The organism is Pseudomonas mandelii (assembly GCF_006438925.1).
GTDB classification, from domain to species: domain Bacteria; phylum Pseudomonadota; class Gammaproteobacteria; order Pseudomonadales; family Pseudomonadaceae; genus Aquipseudomonas; species Aquipseudomonas mandelii_C.
This window is the reverse complement of record NZ_RCZA01000013.1, coordinates 169,987-191,935: the sequence shown is the minus strand read 5'-3', so window position 1 is coordinate 191,935 and position 21,949 is coordinate 169,987. Positions and strand designations below refer to the sequence as shown.

20 protein-coding genes, 3 pseudogenes and 1 riboswitch are annotated in these 21,949 nt (G+C 52.3%); of the genes and pseudogenes, 15 read left to right on the top strand and 8 right to left on the bottom strand.

The features are described 5' to 3' along the window. Window positions 1-70: 70 nt before the first annotated feature. Complete coding sequence (locus EAH74_RS26825) at window positions 71-2,113, top strand: bifunctional DedA family/phosphatase PAP2 family protein (protein WP_240050566.1); 2,043 nt, start codon at window positions 71-73, stop codon at window positions 2,111-2,113. A gap of 63 nt (window positions 2,114-2,176) precedes the next feature. Here EAH74_RS26825 and EAH74_RS26820 read toward each other — a convergent pair whose 3' ends face one another. Beyond that, a complete protein-coding gene (locus EAH74_RS26820; RefSeq protein ID WP_140682367.1) occupies window positions 2,177-3,367 on the bottom strand; it encodes an MFS transporter in 1,191 nt (396 codons plus the stop codon). A gap of 262 nt (window positions 3,368-3,629) precedes the next feature. Here EAH74_RS26820 and EAH74_RS26815 point away from each other — a divergent pair, with 262 nt between their 5' ends. Continuing rightward, entirely contained in the window at window positions 3,630-3,833 is a 204-nt protein-coding gene (locus tag EAH74_RS26815) for a co-regulatory protein PtrA N-terminal domain-containing protein (RefSeq protein ID WP_140682365.1), read from the top strand. Window positions 3,834-4,105: 272 nt separating this feature from the next. Here the strand turns inward: EAH74_RS26815 and EAH74_RS26810 are convergent, their stop codons facing one another. Then, window positions 4,106-4,810, bottom strand: coding sequence for a response regulator transcription factor (locus EAH74_RS26810; RefSeq protein ID WP_140682363.1), 705 nt, complete (start codon window positions 4,808-4,810; stop codon window positions 4,106-4,108). A 145-nt stretch (window positions 4,811-4,955) separates the two neighbouring features. Here EAH74_RS26810 and EAH74_RS26805 point away from each other — a divergent pair, with 145 nt between their 5' ends. The 6 genes from EAH74_RS26805 (at window position 4,956) to EAH74_RS33980 (ending at window position 10,259) form a co-directional block, all read left to right on the top strand. Next, window positions 4,956-5,648 (top strand): response regulator transcription factor, encoded by a 693-nt coding sequence (locus EAH74_RS26805; protein ID WP_031319143.1) that lies wholly within the window; start codon window positions 4,956-4,958, stop codon window positions 5,646-5,648. Beyond that, on the top strand, window positions 5,626-6,993 hold the full coding sequence (locus EAH74_RS26800) for a sensor histidine kinase (RefSeq protein ID WP_240050565.1): 1,368 nt from the start codon (window positions 5,626-5,628) through the stop codon (window positions 6,991-6,993). Before EAH74_RS26805 ends, EAH74_RS26800 begins: the two co-directional genes overlap by 23 nt. Before the next feature lie 552 nt (window positions 6,994-7,545). Beyond that, the gene (locus tag EAH74_RS26795; RefSeq protein WP_140682361.1) at window positions 7,546-8,331 is read left to right on the top strand and encodes a glycosyltransferase; all 786 of its coding nucleotides are present in this window, start codon (window positions 7,546-7,548) and stop codon (window positions 8,329-8,331) included. Between the two features lie 101 nt (window positions 8,332-8,432). Continuing rightward, a complete protein-coding gene (locus EAH74_RS26790; protein ID WP_140682359.1) occupies window positions 8,433-9,197 on the top strand; it encodes a COG4705 family protein in 765 nt (254 codons plus the stop codon). Between the two features lie 36 nt (window positions 9,198-9,233). Continuing rightward, window positions 9,234-9,671, top strand: coding sequence for a hypothetical protein (locus tag EAH74_RS26785; protein WP_140682357.1), 438 nt, complete (start codon window positions 9,234-9,236; stop codon window positions 9,669-9,671). Between the two features lie 390 nt (window positions 9,672-10,061). Beyond that, window positions 10,062-10,259: a DUF3606 domain-containing protein gene (locus EAH74_RS33980; RefSeq protein ID WP_430539801.1), complete on the top strand. Its 198-nt coding sequence runs from the start codon at window positions 10,062-10,064 to the stop codon at window positions 10,257-10,259. A gap of 105 nt (window positions 10,260-10,364) precedes the next feature. On the opposite strand, the gene ppa is transcribed toward EAH74_RS33980, so the two are convergent. The 3 genes from ppa to crcB all read right to left on the bottom strand — a co-directional run bounded on the left by ppa (window position 10,365) and on the right by crcB (window position 11,646). Beyond that, entirely contained in the window at window positions 10,365-10,895 is a 531-nt protein-coding gene (gene ppa, locus EAH74_RS26775) for an inorganic diphosphatase (RefSeq protein ID WP_140682353.1), read from the bottom strand. Window positions 10,896-10,913: 18 nt separating this feature from the next. Then, entirely contained in the window at window positions 10,914-11,252 is a 339-nt protein-coding gene (locus EAH74_RS26770; protein WP_140682351.1) for a DUF190 domain-containing protein, read from the bottom strand. 61 nt (window positions 11,253-11,313) lie between these two features. After that, window positions 11,314-11,646, bottom strand: coding sequence for a fluoride efflux transporter CrcB (gene crcB, locus EAH74_RS26765; protein ID WP_140682349.1), 333 nt, complete (start codon window positions 11,644-11,646; stop codon window positions 11,314-11,316). Window positions 11,647-11,788: 142 nt separating this feature from the next. Beyond that, window positions 11,789-11,850, bottom strand: a riboswitch (Fluoride riboswitch). A gap of 428 nt (window positions 11,851-12,278) precedes the next feature. Here crcB and EAH74_RS26755 point away from each other — a divergent pair. Together EAH74_RS26755 and EAH74_RS26750 are read left to right on the top strand one after the other, a co-directional pair. Beyond that, window positions 12,279-12,506 (top strand): annotated as a pseudogene (locus EAH74_RS26755) (transposase); the annotation flags it as partial. Between the two features lie 71 nt (window positions 12,507-12,577). Beyond that, window positions 12,578-13,943 (top strand): annotated as a pseudogene (locus tag EAH74_RS26750) (IS1182 family transposase). Window positions 13,944-14,158: 215 nt separating this feature from the next. On the opposite strand, the gene EAH74_RS26745 reads toward EAH74_RS26750, so the two are convergent. Then, window positions 14,159-15,022 (bottom strand): OST-HTH/LOTUS domain-containing protein, encoded by an 864-nt coding sequence (locus EAH74_RS26745; protein WP_140682347.1) that lies wholly within the window; start codon window positions 15,020-15,022, stop codon window positions 14,159-14,161. 248 nt (window positions 15,023-15,270) lie between these two features. Here EAH74_RS26745 and EAH74_RS26740 point away from each other — a divergent pair, with 248 nt between their 5' ends. Next, on the top strand, window positions 15,271-15,531 hold the full coding sequence (locus EAH74_RS26740) for a hypothetical protein (protein WP_140682345.1): 261 nt from the start codon (window positions 15,271-15,273) through the stop codon (window positions 15,529-15,531). 233 nt (window positions 15,532-15,764) lie between these two features. On the opposite strand, the pseudogene EAH74_RS26735 reads toward EAH74_RS26740, so the two are convergent. Beyond that, window positions 15,765-16,384 (bottom strand): annotated as a pseudogene (locus EAH74_RS26735) (tyrosine-type recombinase/integrase). Between the two features lie 216 nt (window positions 16,385-16,600). On the opposite strand from EAH74_RS26735, the gene EAH74_RS26730 reads away from it, so the two are divergent. Continuing rightward, the gene (locus EAH74_RS26730) at window positions 16,601-16,978 is read left to right on the top strand and encodes a c-type cytochrome (RefSeq protein ID WP_140682343.1); all 378 of its coding nucleotides are present in this window, start codon (window positions 16,601-16,603) and stop codon (window positions 16,976-16,978) included. A gap of 390 nt (window positions 16,979-17,368) precedes the next feature. Continuing rightward, window positions 17,369-17,908: a hypothetical protein gene (locus tag EAH74_RS26725; RefSeq protein WP_140682341.1), complete on the top strand. Its 540-nt coding sequence runs from the start codon at window positions 17,369-17,371 to the stop codon at window positions 17,906-17,908. Between the two features lie 553 nt (window positions 17,909-18,461). On the opposite strand, the gene EAH74_RS26720 is transcribed toward EAH74_RS26725, so the two are convergent. Then, window positions 18,462-18,761: an Arm DNA-binding domain-containing protein gene (locus EAH74_RS26720; protein WP_240050564.1), complete on the bottom strand. Its 300-nt coding sequence runs from the start codon at window positions 18,759-18,761 to the stop codon at window positions 18,462-18,464. A 414-nt stretch (window positions 18,762-19,175) separates the two neighbouring features. Here EAH74_RS26720 and arcD point away from each other — a divergent pair, with 414 nt between their 5' ends. Next, the gene (arcD, locus tag EAH74_RS26715; RefSeq protein WP_140682339.1) at window positions 19,176-20,603 is read left to right on the top strand and encodes an arginine-ornithine antiporter; all 1,428 of its coding nucleotides are present in this window, start codon (window positions 19,176-19,178) and stop codon (window positions 20,601-20,603) included. A 35-nt stretch (window positions 20,604-20,638) separates the two neighbouring features. Continuing rightward, window positions 20,639-21,895 (top strand): arginine deiminase, encoded by a 1,257-nt coding sequence (arcA, locus tag EAH74_RS26710; protein ID WP_140682338.1) that lies wholly within the window; start codon window positions 20,639-20,641, stop codon window positions 21,893-21,895. Window positions 21,896-21,949: the final 54 nt, after the last annotated feature.

Sequence of the window (21,949 nt, the reverse complement as noted above, 5' to 3'; positions counted from 1 at the left end):
ATTGTGCGATCTACCGGAAAGAAACACATGTTGATCGCCTCATAACCGACATCGCATAGGTTGCCCGCGAATGATGACGTCACTGGTCTCATCGATCATCGAGTTCCTGACAGCACATCCGCATGTAGCCTATATGGCGGTGTTTCTTCTGGCACTTTCCGAGTCAATCCCGATCATCGGGGCCGTCGTTCCAGGCACTGCCGTGATCCTCGCGCTCAGTGCCTTGGTGCCGAGTGGCGTGTTATTGCTCTGGCCGCTGCTGGTCGCCGCCATATTAGGTGCCATAGCGGGTGATGGTCTTTCGTTCTGGCTCGGGCATCGATACCACCGCGAAATTCTTGGTTTCTGGCCTTTGAATCGTCACCCTGAACTGATTCAGAGCAGCGAGGCCTTTTTCGAGCGTCACGGTGCCAAGAGTGTATTTCTCGCGCGCTTCGTACCGGGTGTCCGCGCCTTCATCCCACTCCTCGCTGGCATGCTGGGCATGGCGGTCAGCCGGTTCTATGCCGTCAATGTGGTCTCGGCGCTCGCTTGGGCTTCGTCGCATATCCTGTCCGGTGTTCTCGTAGGCGCGACGTTCAGCATTCTCGGAGCGGCTGCAAAACCGCTTGCGATTCTGCTGGTCGTTCTACTTGTGGCGGGCTGGGCGCTCCTGCATATCGTGCGTTGGACGTTGCGACGTGGCGTCCCTTACTTCATCGACGCACTGGGGCGGCTGCGGTACTGGGCCGGCACCCACGACACCTGGTTGAGCCGCAGACTCTCCCATTTACTCGATCCTTCGCGGCCCGAAGCACGGACTCTCGCATTGTCGGCGGTGCTTCTCATCGGTGCAGCCTGGCTCTTCTTTGGCATCCTTGAAGATGTCGTCACCGGTGACCCATTGCTGCTCGCAGACAGCGCGATATACCACGCGCTTCAGGATCTTCGTACAGCGCCAAGCGATGCGGTGATGATCGCCATCACAGAACTTGGCGACACCACCGTCGTGGTGGCGGTCACGATGGTTGTCTTGCTGTGGCTCATGTGGAAACGCGCCTGGCGTACCGCTGCCTATTGGCTGATTGCGATTGCCGGTGCTTCAGCGCTCAACACCGTCATCAAAGTGGCGTTGCATCGAGCTCGCCCCGGTGAACTTCTATACTCCGGATGGAGCGCATTTTCCTTCCCTAGCGGGCATAGCACGGTCAACGTCGTGCTCTACGGTTTCCTCACTGTTCTCATCGCGCGTGAGATCCATCCGGCATGGCGCCTTGCGGTCGCTCTCGGTGCAGCCACCTTGATATTTTTGATTGCGTTCTCGCGCCTCTACCTCGGTGCTCATTGGTTTTCCGACGTGCTCGGAGGACTGGCATTCGGGTCGGCGTGGCTGGCACTGCTCGGACTGTCCTACCTGGGGCGCCAAGTCGGACACATTGGGCCAAAGGGCCTGCTCGCCGCCGGATGTTCAGCACTGATTCTCGCCGGAGGATTCAATATCTATCGTAGCCATGCGACCGACAGCGACCGCTATGCCGTCAACGTAAGAACTCCGTCCATGGCCGCCACCGATTGGTGGGCGTCGGATTGGCGGCAACTGCCGGCGCGGCGTATTGATCTGACTGGCGAGACGAATGAGCCACTGACGTTCCAGTGGGCCGGTGGTCTGAAAGACTTGCAAGATATCCTGCAGAATAACGGGTGGCGCGACTCAGCGGACTGGACACCGTTGAATGCCCTGAATTGGCTTTCCGTCCAGACCGACCCGGCAGTTCTGCCGGTTATTCCACTTTTCGCCAACGGTCGCCTCCCCAGGCTGACGCTCGTTCGACCGAATAGTGATGGTGCGCTGACCCGTTCGCGCCTCGTTCTTCGAGTGTGGGTCGTCGATTTCGAGCTCACGAACGGGCGTACTTCACCGCTGTGGATGGGCTCGGTTGTCGAGGAGCGCCTTTATCATCCCCTATCCCTCGTCACGTTGACATCGACCCAGCCTGGTGTGAATGCGCCACGGAGCATACTAGCTGCCGCTTTTGACGATGGGCAGCTCCAACCTCGAACCCCAGGAACGGCAGATGTGGATTGGGATGGCAAAGTCCTGCTAGCTCGCCATGCTGGGTCTAGCTACTACTGACACGCTCTGTTCAACCGGTGAGTTGCTCGATCAGATCGAAATTCTTCCGCTATTTGCCTGGAATTATTGTTTCTTAAGTAACAGCAAGAGCAGAGCTGTTGCGGCAAGAAATGCCCCCATGAGGAACGTGCTGTCTGATCCAATGCTTTGCCATAGCCAGCCCGCAAGAACACTGGCGATCAGCATGCATACACCACTGACCAAATTGAAAATACCGAAGGCGGTGCCCTTAAGTTTTCCAGGCGCTTTATCGGCTACAAGCGAGGCAAGAATGCCTTGGCTGAATCCCATATGAAGCCCCCACAATGCAACGCCCAGCATCATCGTGATGGCAGAGCTGGACTGAGCAAGCACCAGATCCGCTAGGATGAGTAACCCCATCCCCACAACGAGCAGTTTCGTCCGGCTGATACGATCAGATAGCCAACCGGCAGGGTAAGCAGACAAGGTATAGAAAAGTGCCATTACCACCATCACCAGAGGAATCCAGGTGGCCGAAAAGCCTAACTGCTGGGCCCGTAATACCAGAAACGCTTCACTGAACCGGGCTAGTGTAAATACCCCGCCAATGACAACAACCCACCAATACCCAGACGAGAAGTCGAGCAAGGCTCTCCAGTGAATCGGAGAGCGAAATTTGTGTTCGCTGGGGGCGTGTACGGGCTCTTTTACTCCCGTGACAATTAGAGTCACCGCTATCGCTGCAGGAATCACTGCAACCCACAGTACAAGCTGTATATCTGCGAGCCACAACATCAGCAATATGGCCAGAGCGGGGCCAAGAACGGCTCCTACGGTATCCATCGATTGTCTTAACCCAAAGCAGGCGCCCCGGATCTCTGGTGGCGAAACATCTGCGACCAGTGCATCTCGCGGTGCGCCACGAATCCCTTTACCGATACGATCCAGAAAGCGAGCAGTGAAGACCACCTCAACCGAGTGAGCCAAAGGGAAAAGCGGCTTGGTCAGGGCGGCCAAACCATATCCAAGTAGCATTAGTCCTTTGCGTCGCCCTATAAAGTCGCTGATGGCGCCAGAGAATATTTTGACGAACATGGCGGTCGACTCGGCAATCCCCTCTATCACCCCTACAGTCAATGCACTCGCGCCCAACGTAGTGACTAAAAACACAGGCAGCAAACTGTGTACCAGCTCAGACGATAGATCCATGAACAAGCTAACAAAGCCCAACGCCCAGATCGTGCGTGGAATACGAAGACGCTCAACGTTTGTGTTAGGACTATCGCTACTCATATTTTCATCCTGTACTCGTCGGAGCTGCAGAGAGACCTGGAAAGGCAGGGGCCCTTCTACATTACTATCTCATTCGCTTGGACTGCAGATAGTGGTCGGAAGAAATGATGCCCAGGATATGAGGGTTACCCAGAACACACCTAGGATATCTGCCTGTCAAAAAATTCATTTTGCGGGGATGAGCGTGAAATGCCCCCAGCTTCAGTATTAGCCCAAGCCAGCAAGCATTGTGATGGCTAAACCTAAACACTGGAGATTTGCCATGAAAACCCTGAAAGCTCTTTTGATCGTAACCTTGATGAGTGCTTCTGTAGCTGCGATGGCAGAAGGCGGCGGCGATACAGTAGCCGCAAAGATGGAGGCCGCAAGAGAGTCTGCGATGGTAACGTACCAACAGTCTGAACACGCAACCGCCGTTGCCAGCAATCACCCAGCGGCGTCCAACGATGTCGCACGTTCGAATTGACAGGACGTTTTACTCATCAAGTTCATTAGCAGCCGACTACTTAATCATGCGCTTTAAGTGCCATGAATTGCAGTCGGGAAAGCTGCCGCAAGGACGCATAACCAGAGTCGCTTACTCGCCGTGTGGCAGTAGGACTCATCCTTTAAAAAACAGTCAAAATGACCTGCTCGGGTTGCGGGGTACACCGACAACCCGAGTAATAGGTCGGCAGCAAAAAAGCTGCTCTAATGATACGCCAACATTTCACCAACCTGCTGCTTCAGCTCTGGTTATTACCGAGCGGGAGTTTCAGACAAGTTCGTCACCACGTTGAGGCGATAGCCTGCGCCAGGAATGGTAGCAATTAGCGCAATTCCAAATCCATCATCTAACTTTCGACGTAAGCGATAAATATGTTTATCGATAACGTTGTCGTTTGGATCGAATTCATAGTCCCAGGCACTCTCAAGTAGCATCAAGCGAGTAACAACCTCACCACAATGTCTCATGAGTTTTTCTAGAATCAAGGTTTCGCGGTGAGCAAGCGATATCGTGCGCCCCATCCATGTTACCTGCCGAGCTGCAGAGTCAAGGCATAGTTCGCCAATACACAAGGTACTCGCCTTACCAGGTTGCTGATCTCTAGGACGCAATAACCCTTCCAGTCGAGCTAATACTTCAACAAAGGCATAGGGCTTCGCCAAGTAGTCGTCGCAACCCGCTTTAAGCCCCTCAACACGCTGCTGGGTCGAGGCTAAGGCGCTGAGCATCAATACTGGCGTCTGCATCCCCTCCCTGCGTAACTCTCGAACCAACGACAAACCGTCCATACCGGGTAGGCATCGATCAACGATCAAAGCGTCATAGATACCCTCGAGCGCCATAGCGAGACCGTCACGACCATCTTCGCTGGCATCGACCACATGTCCGCTTTCTCCGAGTCCTCGCACTAGGTATGAAGCGGTACGGGCATCATCCTCAATGACTAGAATACGCACACAAACCTCGCAAAGACTTAAATAAACTTTTTTTCATTTTCTCGGAAGCTCAGTGTATAGACTGGCTTGGCACACTATGCCATCAAAGGGGTCGCTTGATTTACATCGACCTATGAATTTCAGCCCGGAGCTCAGCGCGACGCCTATGACCCACGTACTGGTTATCGAGGATGATCCCGTCACCTCACGGGAGATTGAGGCAGCCCTTAACGACCATGGCTTTGACGTGACCCTGGTAAACAATGGTCGTGAAGGCTTGGTAGCGGCCATCAGCGATACCTTCGACATCATTGTTCTTGATCGCATGCTACCTGGAGCGCTTGACGGCCTAGGTATGCTTACCGCATTGCGCGCCTCCGGCATCACCACACCGGTTCTGATTCTCAGTGCGCTAAGCGCTTTAGATGAGCGGGTTCGAGGCCTTCGTGCAGGAGGCGATGACTATTTGACCAAGCCGTTCGAGTTCATTGAGCTGACTGCTCGACTAGATGCTCTGAATCGCCGAAGGGCACCTCCTTCCGCAGCAAATCGAGACAGTCGATTACGCATTGGGAATCTGGAAATTGACCTACTACGACGCTCAGTGCGCCGAGGCGAAAGACAGATCGACTTATTACCTCGTGAATATGCGTTACTGGAGTATCTCGCTCAACATGCCGGGCAAGTCGTCACGCGAACCATGCTCTTCGAAGCTGTCTGGAATTATAGTTATGACGACCGCACCAATGTGATAGATGTTCATATTGGGCGTCTGCGTCATAAGATTGATGGCGAGGGCGATTCTCCAATGCTCCAAACCATTCGGGGGGCTGGTTATGTCCTACGTTCGCCTGAGTGAGATTCCACGTACCATCAGCTTTCGAACAGCTCTCATGTTCCTGGCACTATTTGGGTGCTCGTTCTTTGCGTTATTTGGTTATATTTATTGGCAGACTACCGGATATCTTATCTCAGAGGTGGATACTGCGCTGCATCGAGAGGTAGACCGCCAAAACGCCCAAGAGCCTGCGCTACGACGTACAGAAATACTTAAACATACGGAACAAGACCCCGAAGGGCGGCTCCCATATACGCTATTCGACTCTGCAGGTACAACCATTACGGGGGCGCTATCAACCCTGCCTACGTTCAGTGCATACGATAAGCCTGCGGAATTTTTCTGGGATAAAGCTAACGGGCATGATCGGCCTATCCGCTACCTTGTTCACAAACTGGATGATGGAAGCACTCTTCTGATCGGCCAGGATATTCACGATATTCGTGAGTTTGACGAACTTTTGGTCAATGCTCTGGTTTCAGGCGGCTCACTACTTATAGTAGTTGGGCTACTAGGAGCGATTGCATTAGGCGTATCTGCTCGCCGCCGTTTAGACGTACTTAGCCGCTCCATAAAAATAATTGTGGAGGGCGATCTCAGTGGGCGTTTACCTACACGGGGAAATAACGACGATATTGATCGTATTGCCGGCGTGGTAAACGGCATGCTGGATGCACTTGAACGGCTGATGAGTGAAGTCAAAGGTGTATGCGATGATATTGCTCATGACCTGCGAACACCGCTGACTCGCTTGATCGCTGGATTGGAACGTGCACAGCGGCGTAGCTTGACGCAAAAAGAGTACGCCAGCGCCATCGACACAGCTATTGAGGATGCTAAGGGCCTAATGCAAACCTTCCGGGCACTGCTGCGCATTTCAGAAATAGAAGGCAGTGCTAGACGCAGCAATTTTACCCTTGTTGGTTTCAATAAAATCTGCGCAGATGCAGTTGAGCTCTTTGAACCTCTCGCTGATGAGCGTGGTATGAGTCTAGTGTTCAAGCCATGCGAGGGAGTCGATACAGTAATGGGCGATTCGCAGTTACTGTTTGATGCGGTTTGCAACCTCATCGATAACGCCATCAAGTTTTCACCGGATGGAAGTGAAGTTGAAGTAATAGTCTCGGCAGATGCTAACAACTGCGGAATCAGTATCCGTGACCATGGGCCCGGAATACCGGAGGAGGAACGGGAAGCGGTTTTCCGTAGACTTTATCGCTCAGAGTCCAGCCGTCATACGCCAGGCAATGGCCTGGGCTTAAGTATGGTTTCAGCTGTGGCACGTTTACATGACATGTCCCTACAGGTGCACGATGCCCGGCCCGGATGCCGGGTGGACTTGATAGGTAAAGCACAAAACGCTTGAGACCTCGGATCCATATCTAAAGCTTTCGTAACTCGGCGGGCAACCCGTTCGATTGCATGCCTACCTCTTGGCTCAACTGATGCCCCTGTATTTGGATCGCCCGCTATGCACGTTAGCGGTCTCTGACCTGCCTTCGTTTCAGAATTACGTCCTGAATTTTTAGCCTACCAATTAGGAGCCACGATTATTGGGAGGAACAACCACATCTCATGGCATCGTCGCTCCATAGCGACAAACCTGTCAAAAAATTCATCTGCAAGGGAACTGAATTATAAGTCCCTAGGCACAAAATAAATAAAGAATAAATACCCTAAAGCAAAACAGGCAGGCGTTGAGTTCGTCGCTCGAAAAAAGTTCTGCAACAAGAAGCCTTGTCTTTTATGGCAGTTTAATTGCTCGCATCCAATGTAAACACTTCAGGAATAGACGGGAATGATTTTTCGAGGGGGGGGAGTAGCTGGGCGGCATCGCTGGTTGTTACCCCCTATAAGTCAGCGCAGAAAAACCAACCCTCCTATAACAAAGGCTATCAACTTCGAGAATTAGTGTGTTATGAACGATTACCACCCAGAAAAGGCAAACTACAGCCTCGCTTTGGTTAATTACAAGTCGCTTGAACTGACCAAGAAGTGCCTCCAACTCCTGCAAGATGTCGCACAAGAAAAAGGTATTTCTGTTTATGTGGTGGACAACGACTCCAGAGATTCAAGCACAGAGTATCTTCGAACTTTAAATTGGATCAATCTGATTGAGCGAAAGCCCGAGCATCCTGAGGCTGGGAACATTGCGCATGGCCGAGCTCTAGATCTCGCTTTAGGTTTCATTGAAACGGAATATCTATTTCTTTTGCATACCGACACTTTCATTTATGACCTTGAAGTTTTTAACATGATGCTCGCGCAATGCGCCGAACAACAAGAGGTAGCAGCCGTTGGATGCCTGGAGCAGTTGAATAGAGGTTTTTTTCGCTCGATCTGGAGAATTTCATCGCGGTTTTTTAAACATTACACCAGGCGTAGTCTTAAAGCGCTTGGAATAAAATCAAGGGAGCCGAAGCCATATAGAGAGAAACACTTAAAGAGCTTTTGCACCCTATGGAATGTAAGGTTGATCAAAAGGCACGGCTTACATTTTCAAATGGACGAACGCAATCCAGGCTATGAGCTTCAGGATAGGATGGCAGAATTAAATTATAAAATTAGATTCATATCACCTCGAAAAATGTTTCGCTATCTAGACCACATTCAGAGTGGGACGATTTCCTCACTAGGCGGCTACACCAGCAGCCACAGAAGAGTCAGGATGTACAATCAGATTACACAGGGTATAAAACTTTAAAGCGCGGCGACAGAGCTGTATTCGCTCAATCTCAGAAAAATTCCGCTATCTAACTTCGCCTTTACATAAGCTCAGCGCATATCAAAAGAGGCTGTCATCACATGAATCTCGACAAAGCCGGATGGCTCAACAAAGTACCTGAAGTGACATTGTCATTCTGGGTCATAAAAATACTGTCCACTACAGTGGGTGAAACAGGGGCGGACTTCCTGGCCGTAAACGCTGGTTTAGGAGCCGCCTGGACTTCCATCGGCATGGCAGCATTGCTGACGCTTGCGTTGTATTTCCAACTCCGTACCAAGGCATATTCCCCCAAGGTCTACTGGTTAACAGTGGTACTCGTAAGCATCGTCGGGACACAGATCACCGACGTCATGACCGACATGCTAGATATCAGCCTGTACACCAGCACCGCGCTCTTTTCTGTGCTTCTGACTGTCAACTTCCTAGTCTGGTACAAGGTTGAGCGAAACCTGTCGATCCGTGAAATTGTCACACCTAGAAGGGAGCTTTTTTACTGGACGACCGTACTTTGCACCTTTGCACTTGGAACAGCTGCCGGTGATCTAGCCACCGAAGCTCTGGGCTTGGGTTTCACGCTTGGTGTTTTTATTTTCGGTGCGCTTATTGCCTCCACTTTAGTGGCTTGGCGCTTGGGCGGCAATGTGGTGCTGACCTTTTGGCTGGCCTACATCCTGACCCGTCCTTTTGGCGCCTCTCTCGGCGACTTGCTTACTCAAGCTAAAACCTATGGTGGCCTTGGCATGGGGGCTACTTGGACGAGCGCAATTTTCCTGTGCGTCATTATCCTTCTGGTAGGCGTAGCACAAGTAAGTATCAGTAACCGTAAATCCGTAAATCCGTAAATCAATAACTGGTTAAAAAACCATTGAGGAAACGTCATGCCCACTCTTCAAATTATGATCCGTCAAGTTGCTATCGTGTCGTCTATTTTTTTGCTGAGCATTGCCGCTGGCTGCTCGAAACCTTCCGATAAGGTCGCCTCTGGAATACAGCCCACCCCGGTCAGCGCATCAGCCCAGTCTGCTTCAAAGTTGGGTGACCTATCTGAGTTCCGAAGCATCGCGGCTGATACTTCCAGCCTCACCGAAAAAAACGACCTCGCTGGAGCAAAAGTTCGCATCAAGGATCTAGAAACCTCATGGGACTCTGCCGAAGCAGGAATTAAACCCCGCGCTGCCAGTGATTGGCATGTGCTGGACAAAGCAATTGATAGGGCACTCGACGCCCTGCGTGCAAGTACACCCAATCAAGCCGATTGCAAGGCGGCAATGGATGATCTGTTGAAAACCTTCGATTCTATGTTGGGTAAGTCATGACAAAGCTCCAAGGTCGCTGATGCATCAGGGGGCAACCATCGACCCAGATGCTTCAATACAGACGCGCCGGTCATGATCGCTGCGCTGGTCTTGGTGAGTAACATGCGTATATTGCTAGTCGCAGACGACTCGATGATTCGCGAAGCGACTCAAGGCGCGCTAACCAATGCAAGCTCCACCTTGGTGTGACCAAATTTGCCATGGCGTACCTACTGGCACATCTGCGTGCGGTGTTACGCCGTAAAAAATATCCAATCTTTCGTAAGTGCTCTGAAGCCTGCCGCAGTTTCATTCCCCGCAAACAGCGCGCAACCTAACGTACAAGATTGCCACAGAAACGGGCGCGAACTTGCTAAGTCGACCATCCTGGTTTCGCCCTCTCAACCTGCAATGGAGTTTTCGATGCAAAGGCAGAATCCTACGTTCGACACCGACTCGATTAGAATCAATATCAACGACATTACTGAACTCAAGCATTGGGCCAAAAAATTTGGAGTATCAAGAAATGAGATCAAATCTGCTGTCGGAGCAGTAGGAGACTCTTTGACAGCCGTGAAGCAATATCTTAGCCCCGTACATGACGCTTAAATACTACAGCCCCGAGACTGACAAGAACTTGTCGTTCCTATTTCGCCGCCTACCTCCGAGGGGCAATGATGGACTTGTCTCCCCCTTAAGCTACAGAGAAGAAGGCTATTTTTGGAGGCAGGCAGCCACTGATTTGCGAACCTCGCCTCTAGCCTCATCAGCGCTCCCCCAGCGGCCCATCTTCACCCACTTACCCGGCTCCAGTGCCTTGTAGTTTTCGAAGAAGTGCTGGATCTGTGCGAGTAGCAGCGCAGGAAGGTCTGAGCACTCCTTCACATTGCTGTACATCGAGCTGAGTTTTTCATGAGGTACCGCGATCACCTTGGCATCCGCTCCAGCTTCATCTGTCATGTACATCACACCGACAGGACGACTGCGAATGACGACACCAGACGATACCGGGTAAGGGCAAACCACCAGTACATCGAGCGGATCACCATCGTCGCTCAGCGTGTTCGGAATAAATCCGTAGTTGGCCGGATAGAACATCGGTGTACTAAGAAAGCGGTCAACAAAGATCTGCCCACTTGGTTTGTCCACTTCGTACTTGATCGGAGAGTGGTTTGCCGGGATTTCGATAACGGTGAAAAAGTCATCGGGGATCGCACTACCAGCAGGGATGTCCGCATAGCTCATAGTCTTGTCTCCAGAAGGTCAGGAAGGGTTCGGGGGATTGGCCTTTTTGCCGACGGTGCCCATCTCGATGGGAGTTTTTATGTAGAACACAGAGATTTCTTCAGCTTCCAATCGCTTGAATAACCTTTCGGATTCCTCCTCGGTGATAGCCATTCGAATCTCCGTCGGCTGATCTGCCAGTTCAAAAAAGTGCGAGGAGTGCAGCCTACCGGTGTGACCAAAACCCTCGATACCTGTGGAGAGGGTCGCGCCACGCAGGCCCATTTCTTTGGCTAAATCAACGATCCAGTCGCCGAGCATCTTTCCTTGATAGCGACGGTTCTGTTGGGTAAAGAAAATCACCAGAAAACCTTTCATCTTCATCTCCTCAGCGCGTGCCAATCATTTGATAGGACAGAAGCCCGGCAGCCGTCATCGCCTACGAGCCCACGACGTGCAATGAAATCGAGCCGAGTGCCCACAGCAGTCTGCCTTCCTGAATCAGGGCGACTGTTTCGGCTGAAAAAGTGGAAAAGGTGGTAAGTCCCCCACAAAAACCCGTGATGATCAGCAGGCGCCACTCAGGGCTTAGGGAGGGGGATGCGGCCAGAAACGCTATGGCGAGGCCAATGATGTAGCCCCCGACCATATTGGCGACCACAGTACCTGGGGGAATCGTAGGGAACAGGGCGTTGAGCTTCATGCCCAAGATCCAGCGCAACCAGGCACCAAGGGATGCGCCGATGGCGATAACTAGAAGTGATTTCAGCATGGATGCAAGTCTCCTCTGGGCTGGTAGAGCCGAGGAGCTGCTGATAACCGCAGATTTCGAGAGGGCGCTGATATGAGATTTTGAGTCACGATCCTGTCCTAAATTGGAGGACAGGGAGACACACCTACGCACCCTGTCCAGGGTTCACGTAGGCATCATCAGCACAAAGGCGGTTAAAGGAGGAATGCCATCTCCTGCTTTCATCCTATAGCAGCGGCGGCCAGACATTCAAGCTACTAAGAACTCGAATTGAGCTTTGATCATCGTAGATTTCATACTGCATTGTGCTCCCCACGGATGAAACGCGATGTCGAACTCAGACCTACTCCCGTCCCTACTATTCAAAATCAATCAAAACTAACTCATCCTGGAGACCGCAGTTATGGAACTGACGTTCTGGGGTCGAGCAGCGCGGATGTGCGGAGGTCGCTGGCAACGTTCGCAGCGCGCTGGACACAATCAGCAGGAATGAGAAAGTTCATCAGCGTGACACTGTCAGTGCTGATGGCACCCGAGAGCCCCCCACAGTCGTAAAAACGAGTAGACAATGGCAGCTAGCGAACCAGAGTGTGTAAAAACTCTTTCGCAAACCCTTGCTATGATTTCTGAGGATTTCATCGCAAGGATCGCCCATGAAGCGCTTTATCCAAGGTGAACATCGAGGCCAAAGCACCTTCCTTCCAGAGAGCCTCGACGATTACGTCACGGATACCAATCCGGTGCGCGTAGTCGACGTCTTTGTCGACGAACTTGACCTGGTCAAACTGGGTTTTGAAGGCGCCATACCGGCAGATACTGGCCGGCCGGCTTACCATCCCGCTGTCCTGCTGAAGATCTACATCTACGGCTATCTGAACCGCNCCAGAGTGTGTAAAAACTCTTTCGCAAACCCTTGCTATGATTTCTGAGGATTTCATCGCAAGGATCGCCCATGAAGCGCTTTATCCAAGGTGAACATCGAGGCCAAAGCACCTTCCTTCCAGAGAGCCTCGACGATTACGTCACGGATACCAATCCGGTGCGCGTAGTCGACGTCTTTGTCGACGAACTTGACCTGGTCAAACTGGGTTTTGAAGGCGCCATACCGGCAGATACTGGCCGGCCGGCTTACCATCCCGCTGTCCTGCTGAAGATCTACATCTACGGCTATCTGAACCGCATTCAGTCGAGCCGGCGTCTGGAACGAGAAGCCCAACGCAACGTCGAGCTGATGTGGCTAACCGGGCGTTTGATGCCCGATTTCAAGACCATCGCCAACTTCCGAAAAGACAACAGCAAGGCCATCCGAGGCGTCTGCCGCCAGTTTGTGGTGCTGTGCCAGCAGTTGGGATTATTCGGAGAAAATCTGGTTGCCATCGACGGCAGTAAATTCAAGGCCGTCAACAACCGCGACCGCAATTTCACCAGCGCCAAGCTGAAGCGGCGAATGGAAGAAATTGAATCGAGTATCAATCGGTACCTGACTGCGCTCGACGAAGCCGATCAGCAAGAACCCTCAATCGCTCAGCCCAAGGCTGCTCGTCTGCAAGAGAAAATAGACAAGCTCAAAGCTCAGATGAAAGAGTTACAGGTCATTGAAATTCAGCTCAACGAATCGCCGGATAAACAGGTCTCACTGACCGATCCAGACAGCCGCTCCATGATGACGCGCGGCACGGGAATCGTCGGCTACAACGTGCAGACAGCGGTCGATACCCAGCACCATTTGATCGTTGCGCACGAGGTGACCAACGTCGGTTCCGACCGCGATCAACTCAGCTCGATGGCCAAGCAGGCCCGCGAGGCGATGGCGTCAGATACGTTGTCGGTAGTGGCGGATCGAGGTTACTTCAAAAGCGAAGAAATCCTGGCTTGTCACGATGCCGGCATCACCGCCTATGTGCCCAAGCCGATGACCTCTGGAGCCAAGGCTGACGGGCGTTTCAATAACGATGCCTTCATCTATGACGCGGCAAAAAACGAATACATTTGTCCGGCTGGAGAGGCGCTGATCTGGCGCTATACCAACGTTGAAAAAGGCCTGACGTTGCACCGTTACTGGAGTTCGAAATGCCGGGGCTGCGCAATGAAACCGCAGTGCACACCGAGCACGGAACGGCGGGTTCGACGCTGGGAGCATGAAGCCGTATTGGAGGAAATGCAGGCCCGACTGAGCAACGCGCGGTGCGACGCATTTCTTGACCCGAAAGCTTAACGGGGTGAGCGCCGAGATGAGCTTGAACGTGCTCGCCTACAACCTGAAACGGGTCATGAAAATCATCGGCACCACTGGCTTGATGAAAGCGTTGACGGCGTAAAAACCGGTCTTTTTTACCCCTTCCAAATGACTTTAAAAGGCTGCTGAGCTGTTTTAACTGTTCCTGAAAGCGTCGTGACCTTGATCAGTTTGCGAAACGTGAGCACGGTCTCCTGGCGTCGATGATAGAAAACCCAATCTGACGTTTTTACACACTCTGGGCCAGGAGCAGTCACTCAACGCACTTACAAAAGGAGGGACGATTCAGTTTCCCATTCAACTGACCTTGCTGCGATACCAGACGGCAGTAGGTTCATTATCAGCTTGGGATTTTCGTATTTCGAACTGTCGTGATTCGTGCAGGGCATGCCTCCAGCTACTGCAACCGTAGCGCTTGGGCATCTGCTCTGGATAGGTACCACCAATCCAGCGGATGGCTGCTTCCAGTCGAGTCCAGCCACCTTCGGCAAGCTTGGTTTCTGCTTCACGTAAACAGTGGCATATCCCACTGCCAGGCCAATCGACTGAGCCATCCACCCGGATACCGTCGAACACATCTTCAAATGTTTGGCTCTGTATAAACGAAGCCATTTTAGCTCGTGCCTCAATCATGGTTTTGGCCCAACATTGCAGATTCAGACAATGCCGATTGATGGTTTCGTAGCTTTCCTCCAGAAAACCATCCGCCGCCTGGCAGCCTGATTCAGACCAGAGATCGAAACGCTCAATGAAGTGGTGAACCAGTTTATTGCGCAGGTCAACCAGCTCCTTGAGGTCGGCCTTCATTGCCTCATAATGCTCGGCTGTCATTTCCAACTGCCATCCATACCTGAGCCAGATCTGGTCACCGACATCGGCTTCCATCTGTGACTCTTCTTCATTTGGGAGCGGCGGGGTCAGAAAGCTTTCGGTCAACATCCCCATCAACGTGCCCATCGTCTTATTCTGGGCACATGCGATCTTCTGCTCACGGATGATAGGCAGCCGATCCGCGGGACCGCTCAGCTCGCCATGCGCGACAATGGCTTTCAGCTGCCGTTCGTATTGTTGCAAGCGCAACAGACAGCGTCCGAGCTTGCGCTGCACTATATGTTGAATAGCAGGTACATCATCCGAGGGCATGGTAGTGACTTCATCCATGATTAACGACTCAGGCATAAGTGATAGGGCTGGAGCGATTCACTGCAATACGCTTGCCCTGCCAGAACGGCTTGCAACGCGTAAATCGGACACTTTTCAAACTCAGTGTAGGTTGATGAGTCAATCCGCTCGGACTTTTTCAACAGAATCGGTCGACAGCTGCCGCAGACGAGTGACAGCCAAAAGCGGTCATACGTGGACAAAACCATGGTGAAAAATGGACGGTCGAAAATCTGGGAGGCTGGAGAATGAATTCACTTAAACTCGTCGTGGGAGTACTGGCCTTAGGCTTTTGGTTTTCTTCATTTTTTGTCTGGAAGTACTTTGATGCTCACGGGCTGAGAACACCGGATCCTCAAAGTGGAAAAATCTACCCGCTGGATACGCACGGATCGGTTATATATCTAACGTTCCGTGAGCATTACTTTTTGTACGGTTTGATCATCGCTGGCATAGTGTTTTTCCTGCTCAGCGTTGTTTTTTATTTTGTTGGGCGCAACCGACCATAGTTTGTTCGTCCAAGTTGGGTTCGGTGATCTATATCAGTGACGCACAAGAAAGCGCGCAGAAGTACTCAGAGTGATGGTGCATATCGATTTTGGTGAGTATCATTTCGGCTCTTGGGATCTTGGCAGGTTAGAGAGGCCGCCCACTGGTACTTTCTGGTCGCTATCTGCCAGGTATTGATCGACAGCTTTGGGTCGAATAGCGACGGTCTAGCATCGACCGTCACTATGGATGGTCAGACTTCCGTCTGTTCCGCCATTTCCAGGGCATCATCAACCTCGATTCCCAGGTATCTGACGGTGCTTTCAAGCTTCGTATGACCAAGCAGGAGTTGGACAGCTCTCAGGTTCTTCGTCCTGCGATAAATCAGCGATGCCTTGGTTCTCCGTAGCGTGTGAGTACCGTACATGGTTGGGTCAAGGCCAATGGCGGTCACCCACGCTTTGACTATTCGAGCGTATTGTCTGGTGGAGAGGTGGTCTGAGTCGTGCAGCCGGGTCGGAAACAAGAAGTCCTCGCTGCGGAGGCGGGCCTGTCGCATCCAAGCCTCCAGAACCGTTCGGGTTTGCTCAGTGATTTCAAATTGCACTGGGTGCTGGGTTTTCTGCTGCATCACGATGGCCCGTGACGACACATGTTCTCCATGGGCTATATCCCGTACTCGCAGCTTGGTTAAGTCACAGGCACGCAGTTTGCTGTCGATAGCCAAGTTGAAGAGCGCCAGATCCGTGTCTTCTCCGCAAGCTGGAGTCTGACCCGAATGGCCCAGATATCTCTGACTCGAAGCGGGGCTTTCTGCCCGACAAGCTTTCCCTTGTTCCAAGCCTGATGGCTGTTTGTAGTAATAATGTTCATGGCTCGTCCTCCACGTTGAGGGAGGACAAGGGTGGATCAGTCACAATGAGTGGAGGTCGCTGTCCGGCCAGAAGCAGTCACTGGGATGCGCCTGGAAAACGAGTTGATTCAATGGGCATCAGAAATGACTGTGTGTGCCGACACGATGGCTGATATCTTTCCCGCGCACCAAATCGCGTCCAATCGACGCTGATCCCATCAAGGAAGATAAAAATAATGAAAATATTATTCATCGCTTCGCTAGGAATTTTATCGCTAATTCAAACATCACTATCCTTCGCGGATAATGTTAATGGAAAAAATCTTTATTTACAGCGATGCACCATGTGCCACGGAATAGATCTCAAAGCAACAGGACCATTGGCTAATAAAAGCAATCCTCCTACACCTGATCTAACAACATCCGCTTTCAAAAAACGATTAAATGATTATCCGGGCGTAATTGTATCATCGATAATACTTCGTCCAAATGGAGACTTGATTCCAAAAACTTTGCGAGAGAATGGTGTAAAGCTATCGCCGTACTCATGGAGGATTAAAGATCTGCGCGATTTAAATCAATACATGGGTGGTGTGATTTCAAAAAATCGATGATTTTTGAGATGAGAGGTAGGCACAGAAATCTAAAAGCCATTTCAGGTTTGAGGGCTTGTGGGGCAATGCCGGTGAGCCAGTCGACCTCTCGCGGGCACATCGCTAATAAACAATCTCGGATTAATACAAGCTCGGGAGGCTCTTCGCATCCAGCAGCAGTCGGCTGCGGTCGTGACAGGCAAGTAACGGCCAGAAGCGGACCGTGAGCACCATGCTCAAGACACCGTACGTGCATAAAAACCATGTCATTCGTTTTCTTGACTCTGTGTCGCGCTTTCTGCCGCTACACTCAAGCGGAACAGGGCATTACACATGGACAAGACGCGCTATCAGACATAAGTGGCGCAAAACATTACGCCACCTATATCGCCCACTTATAGTGAGTCGCTCATGAACCGTCGATTGCTCACCGTTTTCATCGCGATGTCTCTTTCATGGTCAAGTGTACATGCCGGCTACTGGAAGGATTCAAATGGCAATCCATCCCCAGACACTGAATCAAGACGATCCGTCGGCGAGTTTGGTGGCTTACTATTAATCACCTCCGATCCCGATTGGGAAAAAAAGTGGAATACTTCGCCCGAAACCATTCCAGTATTTAACGAAGCAAAGATTGTTACCCAGGGTAAAAGGATCTTCACGCTGATTTTTTTTGCAAACCCGGAGCTTGATGCCAATCATGAAGCAAACATAACGTGCGATCTGAAAATCATCAGGCCAGACGGTACAGAATCGATCAATCAGAGAGATACCGTTTGTTTTCAAGGACGCCTCAAGGGGAAGCCGAACAACCTGTACCTCGCCGCCCCCGTGATCGATTTCATCGGAGAGCCAGGTGATCCCACAGGTATCTGGACGGTAGATATCACTCTTAAAGACAACTTGCACAAGGTTGTCATGCCGCTCAAAACAGCATTCACGCTGAAGTAAGTTCGTGGCAATCCTGACGATGCAGAAAAACATGCGCGGATCCAACGATTCCGCGAATGACCGCCATGGTCGATTTCTACCCTTGGTGATAGCTGGCAAAGTTAGTCCTCAAAGTGGGGGTATTGAAAATGATCCACGGAAGCGAACATTTATTACTCGGAAGGTTGGCAATCCTACCATTCGCCTTTGTTGAGTGGGGAGTTTTGCTTTGGTATCTGAGTTCATTGCAGCGATTTCGTGACAATTTTCTGAAAAGATTTTTAGGTGGAGCCATATCTATCGCGACCGTTTTCGTAGTGATATTCGGACAGATGGAAGTCTACGCAATAATCACTTCTATACCGCATCCAGTGGACGACAATTTTTTCTTTATTGTATTTTCCATTGAACATGCTGCATCTATCTTTTTGGTCTTCTATATAACAATTAAAAGCCGCAATCAGTAGGGCGGTGAACCGACCCTGGTTTTGTAGACACATCTGAGAGAATTTTTGGCTGATTTTAGCAATCGTAAATGTCCGCATTGGGTCGTTATGAGCCTCTCAGCTTCGACTTATGACTGGTGAGCGGATCGACTTCTGGCCTCTGCTGCTTTCTCACGAGCTTTCGCGAGACTTACTTCGGGGCTCCCGCCCAGCCCCATGTCTCGGCTCTTGCCGGCAATCTTGTAGCGAAAGATCCAACTGGCGCCACCGGAACGGCCAACTTTCAAGTAGAGGCCGTCGCCATCATTGGTCATTCCAGCCAATCCGGCCCTGATGATTTTCTCTACGGTTTTTGTCGTCAGTGAACAGACGCAACCCACTCGCATGCCGGGGTGCATCTTTGGACCTGGCAGTTCGTTGCGGGTCATTTGATTCCGGAGGGTGCCGACTCATGAAAAACTCCCGGGCAAGATTCACCGCATTCAGCCAGTGAGATCTACGGAGTCAATAAGGGTACGTGGCGGATTTTCGGGGTTGTTTTGAAGCCAATTCGCGTCGCGCATTCAAGTGCATCTAGATCAATGTAGCTCCTTTGTAAGACTTCCTCGGGCGGTGTCGCGGTCTGTCCCCATCCAAGGGCGATTCGAGTGACGTCTATTCCATGGTCCGCTCAATGTTCATGCTTGATTCTTGAACTGGTGTTTTTGGCCTCAGGATCCTGGCAAAACTAACATTGGCTAAAGTTCTGCAATGGAATCTGGCAATACATTGATTTAAATCAGAAGACTCAACAACGAACGAATTCAACCTGACATATCTCTTCTCCTGTATTGGCGTCATTTATGTCTGAATCCCCCGGAAAACTGAAACTCGGCGCCCTTGTGGCGCTAGTTGTCGGCTCAATGATAGGTGGCGGGATCTTCTCTTTGCCGCAAAACATGGCTGCCAGTGCCGACGTCGGCGCCGTGCTGATCGGTTGGGCCATTACGGCCGTCGGCATGTTGACTCTGGCCTTCGTCTTCCAGACCCTCGCCAACCGCAAGCCTGATCTTGACGGTGGTGTTTACGCCTACGCCAAAGCCGGTTTCGGCGACTACATGGGGTTCTCGTCCGCTTGGGGTTATTGGATCAGTGCCTGGCTGGGTAACGTCGGTTACTTCGTACTCTTGTTCAGCACCCTCGGCTACTTCTTCCCCATTTTTGGGGAAGGGAATACGGTAGCCGCCGTGATTGGTGCCTCTGTGCTGCTCTGGGGGGTGCACTTCCTCGTACTGCGGGGGATCAAGGAAGCAGCATTCATCAACCTGGTGACCACCGTTGCCAAGGTCGTACCGCTGCTACTGTTTGTGCTGATCGCAATCTTCGCCTTCAAACTGGAGATCTTCACCGCCGATATCTGGGGGCTCAAAAACCCGGACCTAGGCAGTGTGATGAACCAGGTGCGCAACATGATGTTGGTCACCGTCTGGGTGTTTATCGGCATCGAAGGTGCGAGCATTTTCTCGGCCCGCGCGGAAAAACGCAGCGACGTCGGTAAAGCCACCGTGATCGGGTTCATCACCGTGCTGCTGTTTCTGGTGCTGGTGAACGTGCTGTCGCTGGGTATCATGACCCAACCGGAACTGGCCAAACTGCAGAACCCGTCGATGGCCGCGGTGCTGGAACATGTGGTCGGTCCGTGGGGCGCAGTGCTGATCAGCGTCGGTCTGATCATCTCCTTGCTGGGGGCCCTGCTGTCCTGGGTGCTGCTGTGTGCGGAAATCATGTTCGCCGCCGCCAAGGACCACACCATGCCGGCGTTTTTACGCAAGGAAAATGCTAACCAAGTGCCGGTCAATGCCTTGTGGCTGACCAACGCGATGGTGCAGCTGTTCCTGATCATCACCCTGTTCTCGGCCAGCACTTACCTGTCGCTGATCTACCTCGCCACCTCGATGATTCTGGTGCCGTATCTGTGGTCCGCGGCTTATGCCTTTCTGCTGGCAGTGCGCGGCGAAACCTATGAAAACGCCGTGACCGAACGCAAGAAAGACCTGTTCATCGGCGCCGTCGCATTGATTTACGCGGTTTGGCTGATCTATGCCGGCGGCGTCAAATATTTGCTGCTCTCCGCCCTGCTCTATGCCCCTGGCGTCATCCTCTTCGCCAAGGCGAAGCTTGAGATCAATACACCAGTTTTCACCAACGTCGAAAAGCTGATTTTCGCAGCAGTCGTTGTGGGCGCTCTGGTCGCCGCTTACGGGCTGTATGACGGCTTCCTGACTCTGTAACACCCGACAATTCTTTCATCTGGAGGATCACTGTAATGACCACCGAAAAAGTTAAGTACGGCGTCCATTCCGAAGCCGGCAAACTGCGTAAAGTCATGGTTTGCTCTCCAGGTCTGGCTCACCAAAGGCTGACCCCGAACAACTGTGACGAACTGCTGTTCGACGATGTGCTGTGGGTCGCCCAAGCCAAGCGCGACCATTTCGACTTCGTCACCAAGATGCGTGAGCGCAATGTCGACGTGCTGGAAATGCACAACCTGCTGACCGACATCGTTGCAATCCCCGAAGCCCTGGACTGGATTCTGGAGCGCAAGATCACCGCCAACTCGGTCGGCCTCGGCCTGGTCAACGAAACCAGTTCCTGGCTACGCAGCCTGGAGCCGCGCAAGATCGCCGAATTCTTGATCGGCGGCGTCTCTGCTGACGACCTGCCGGACAGCTTCGGCGGCAAGACCATCCAGATGTTCCGCGATTTTCTCGGCCACTCCAGCTTCATCCTCCCGCCGCTGCCCAACACCCAGTTCACCCGCGACACCACGTGCTGGATTTACGGTGGCGTGACGCTGAACCCGATGTATTGGCCGGCGCGTCGTCAGGAAACCCTGCTGGCCAGCGCCATCTACAAGTTTCATCCTGAGTTCACCAACGCCGACTTCCAGATCTGGTATGGCGATCCGGATCAGGATCATGGCAACGCCACCCTGGAAGGTGGCGACGTGATGCCGATCGGCAACGGTGTGGTGTTGATCGGCATGGGCGAACGTTCGTCTCGTCAGGCTATCGGCCAACTGGCAGTCAATTTGTTCAAGCACAAAGCAGTCGAGAAAGTGATTGTCGCCGGCCTGCCGAAATCCCGCGCAGCGATGCACCTGGACACTGTGTTCAGCTTCTGCGACCGCGACCTGGTGACGATCTTCCCCGAAGTAGTGAACCAGATCGTCGCCTTCACCCTGCGCCCTGACGAAAGCAAACCGGGTGGCATCGACATTCGCCGCGAAGAAACCAACTTCCTCGACACTGTGGCCAAGGCCCTTAACCTCAAAGCATTGCGCGTGGTGGAAACCGGCGGCAACAGCTTCGCCGCCGAACGCGAGCAGTGGGACGACGGCAACAACGTGGTGGCCGTGGAGCCAGGCGTAGTAATCGGTTATGACCGCAACACCTATACCAACACCCTGCTGCGCAAGGCCGGTGTGGAGGTCATCACCATCAGCGCCGGCGAGCTCGGTCGCGGCCGTGGCGGCGGCCACTGCATGACGTGCCCGATCATTCGTGACCCTATCGACTATTAAAATTGCCCACCTCGGCTCGCGCTACCTCCTACACCAAGGCATGCGCGGCCAAGG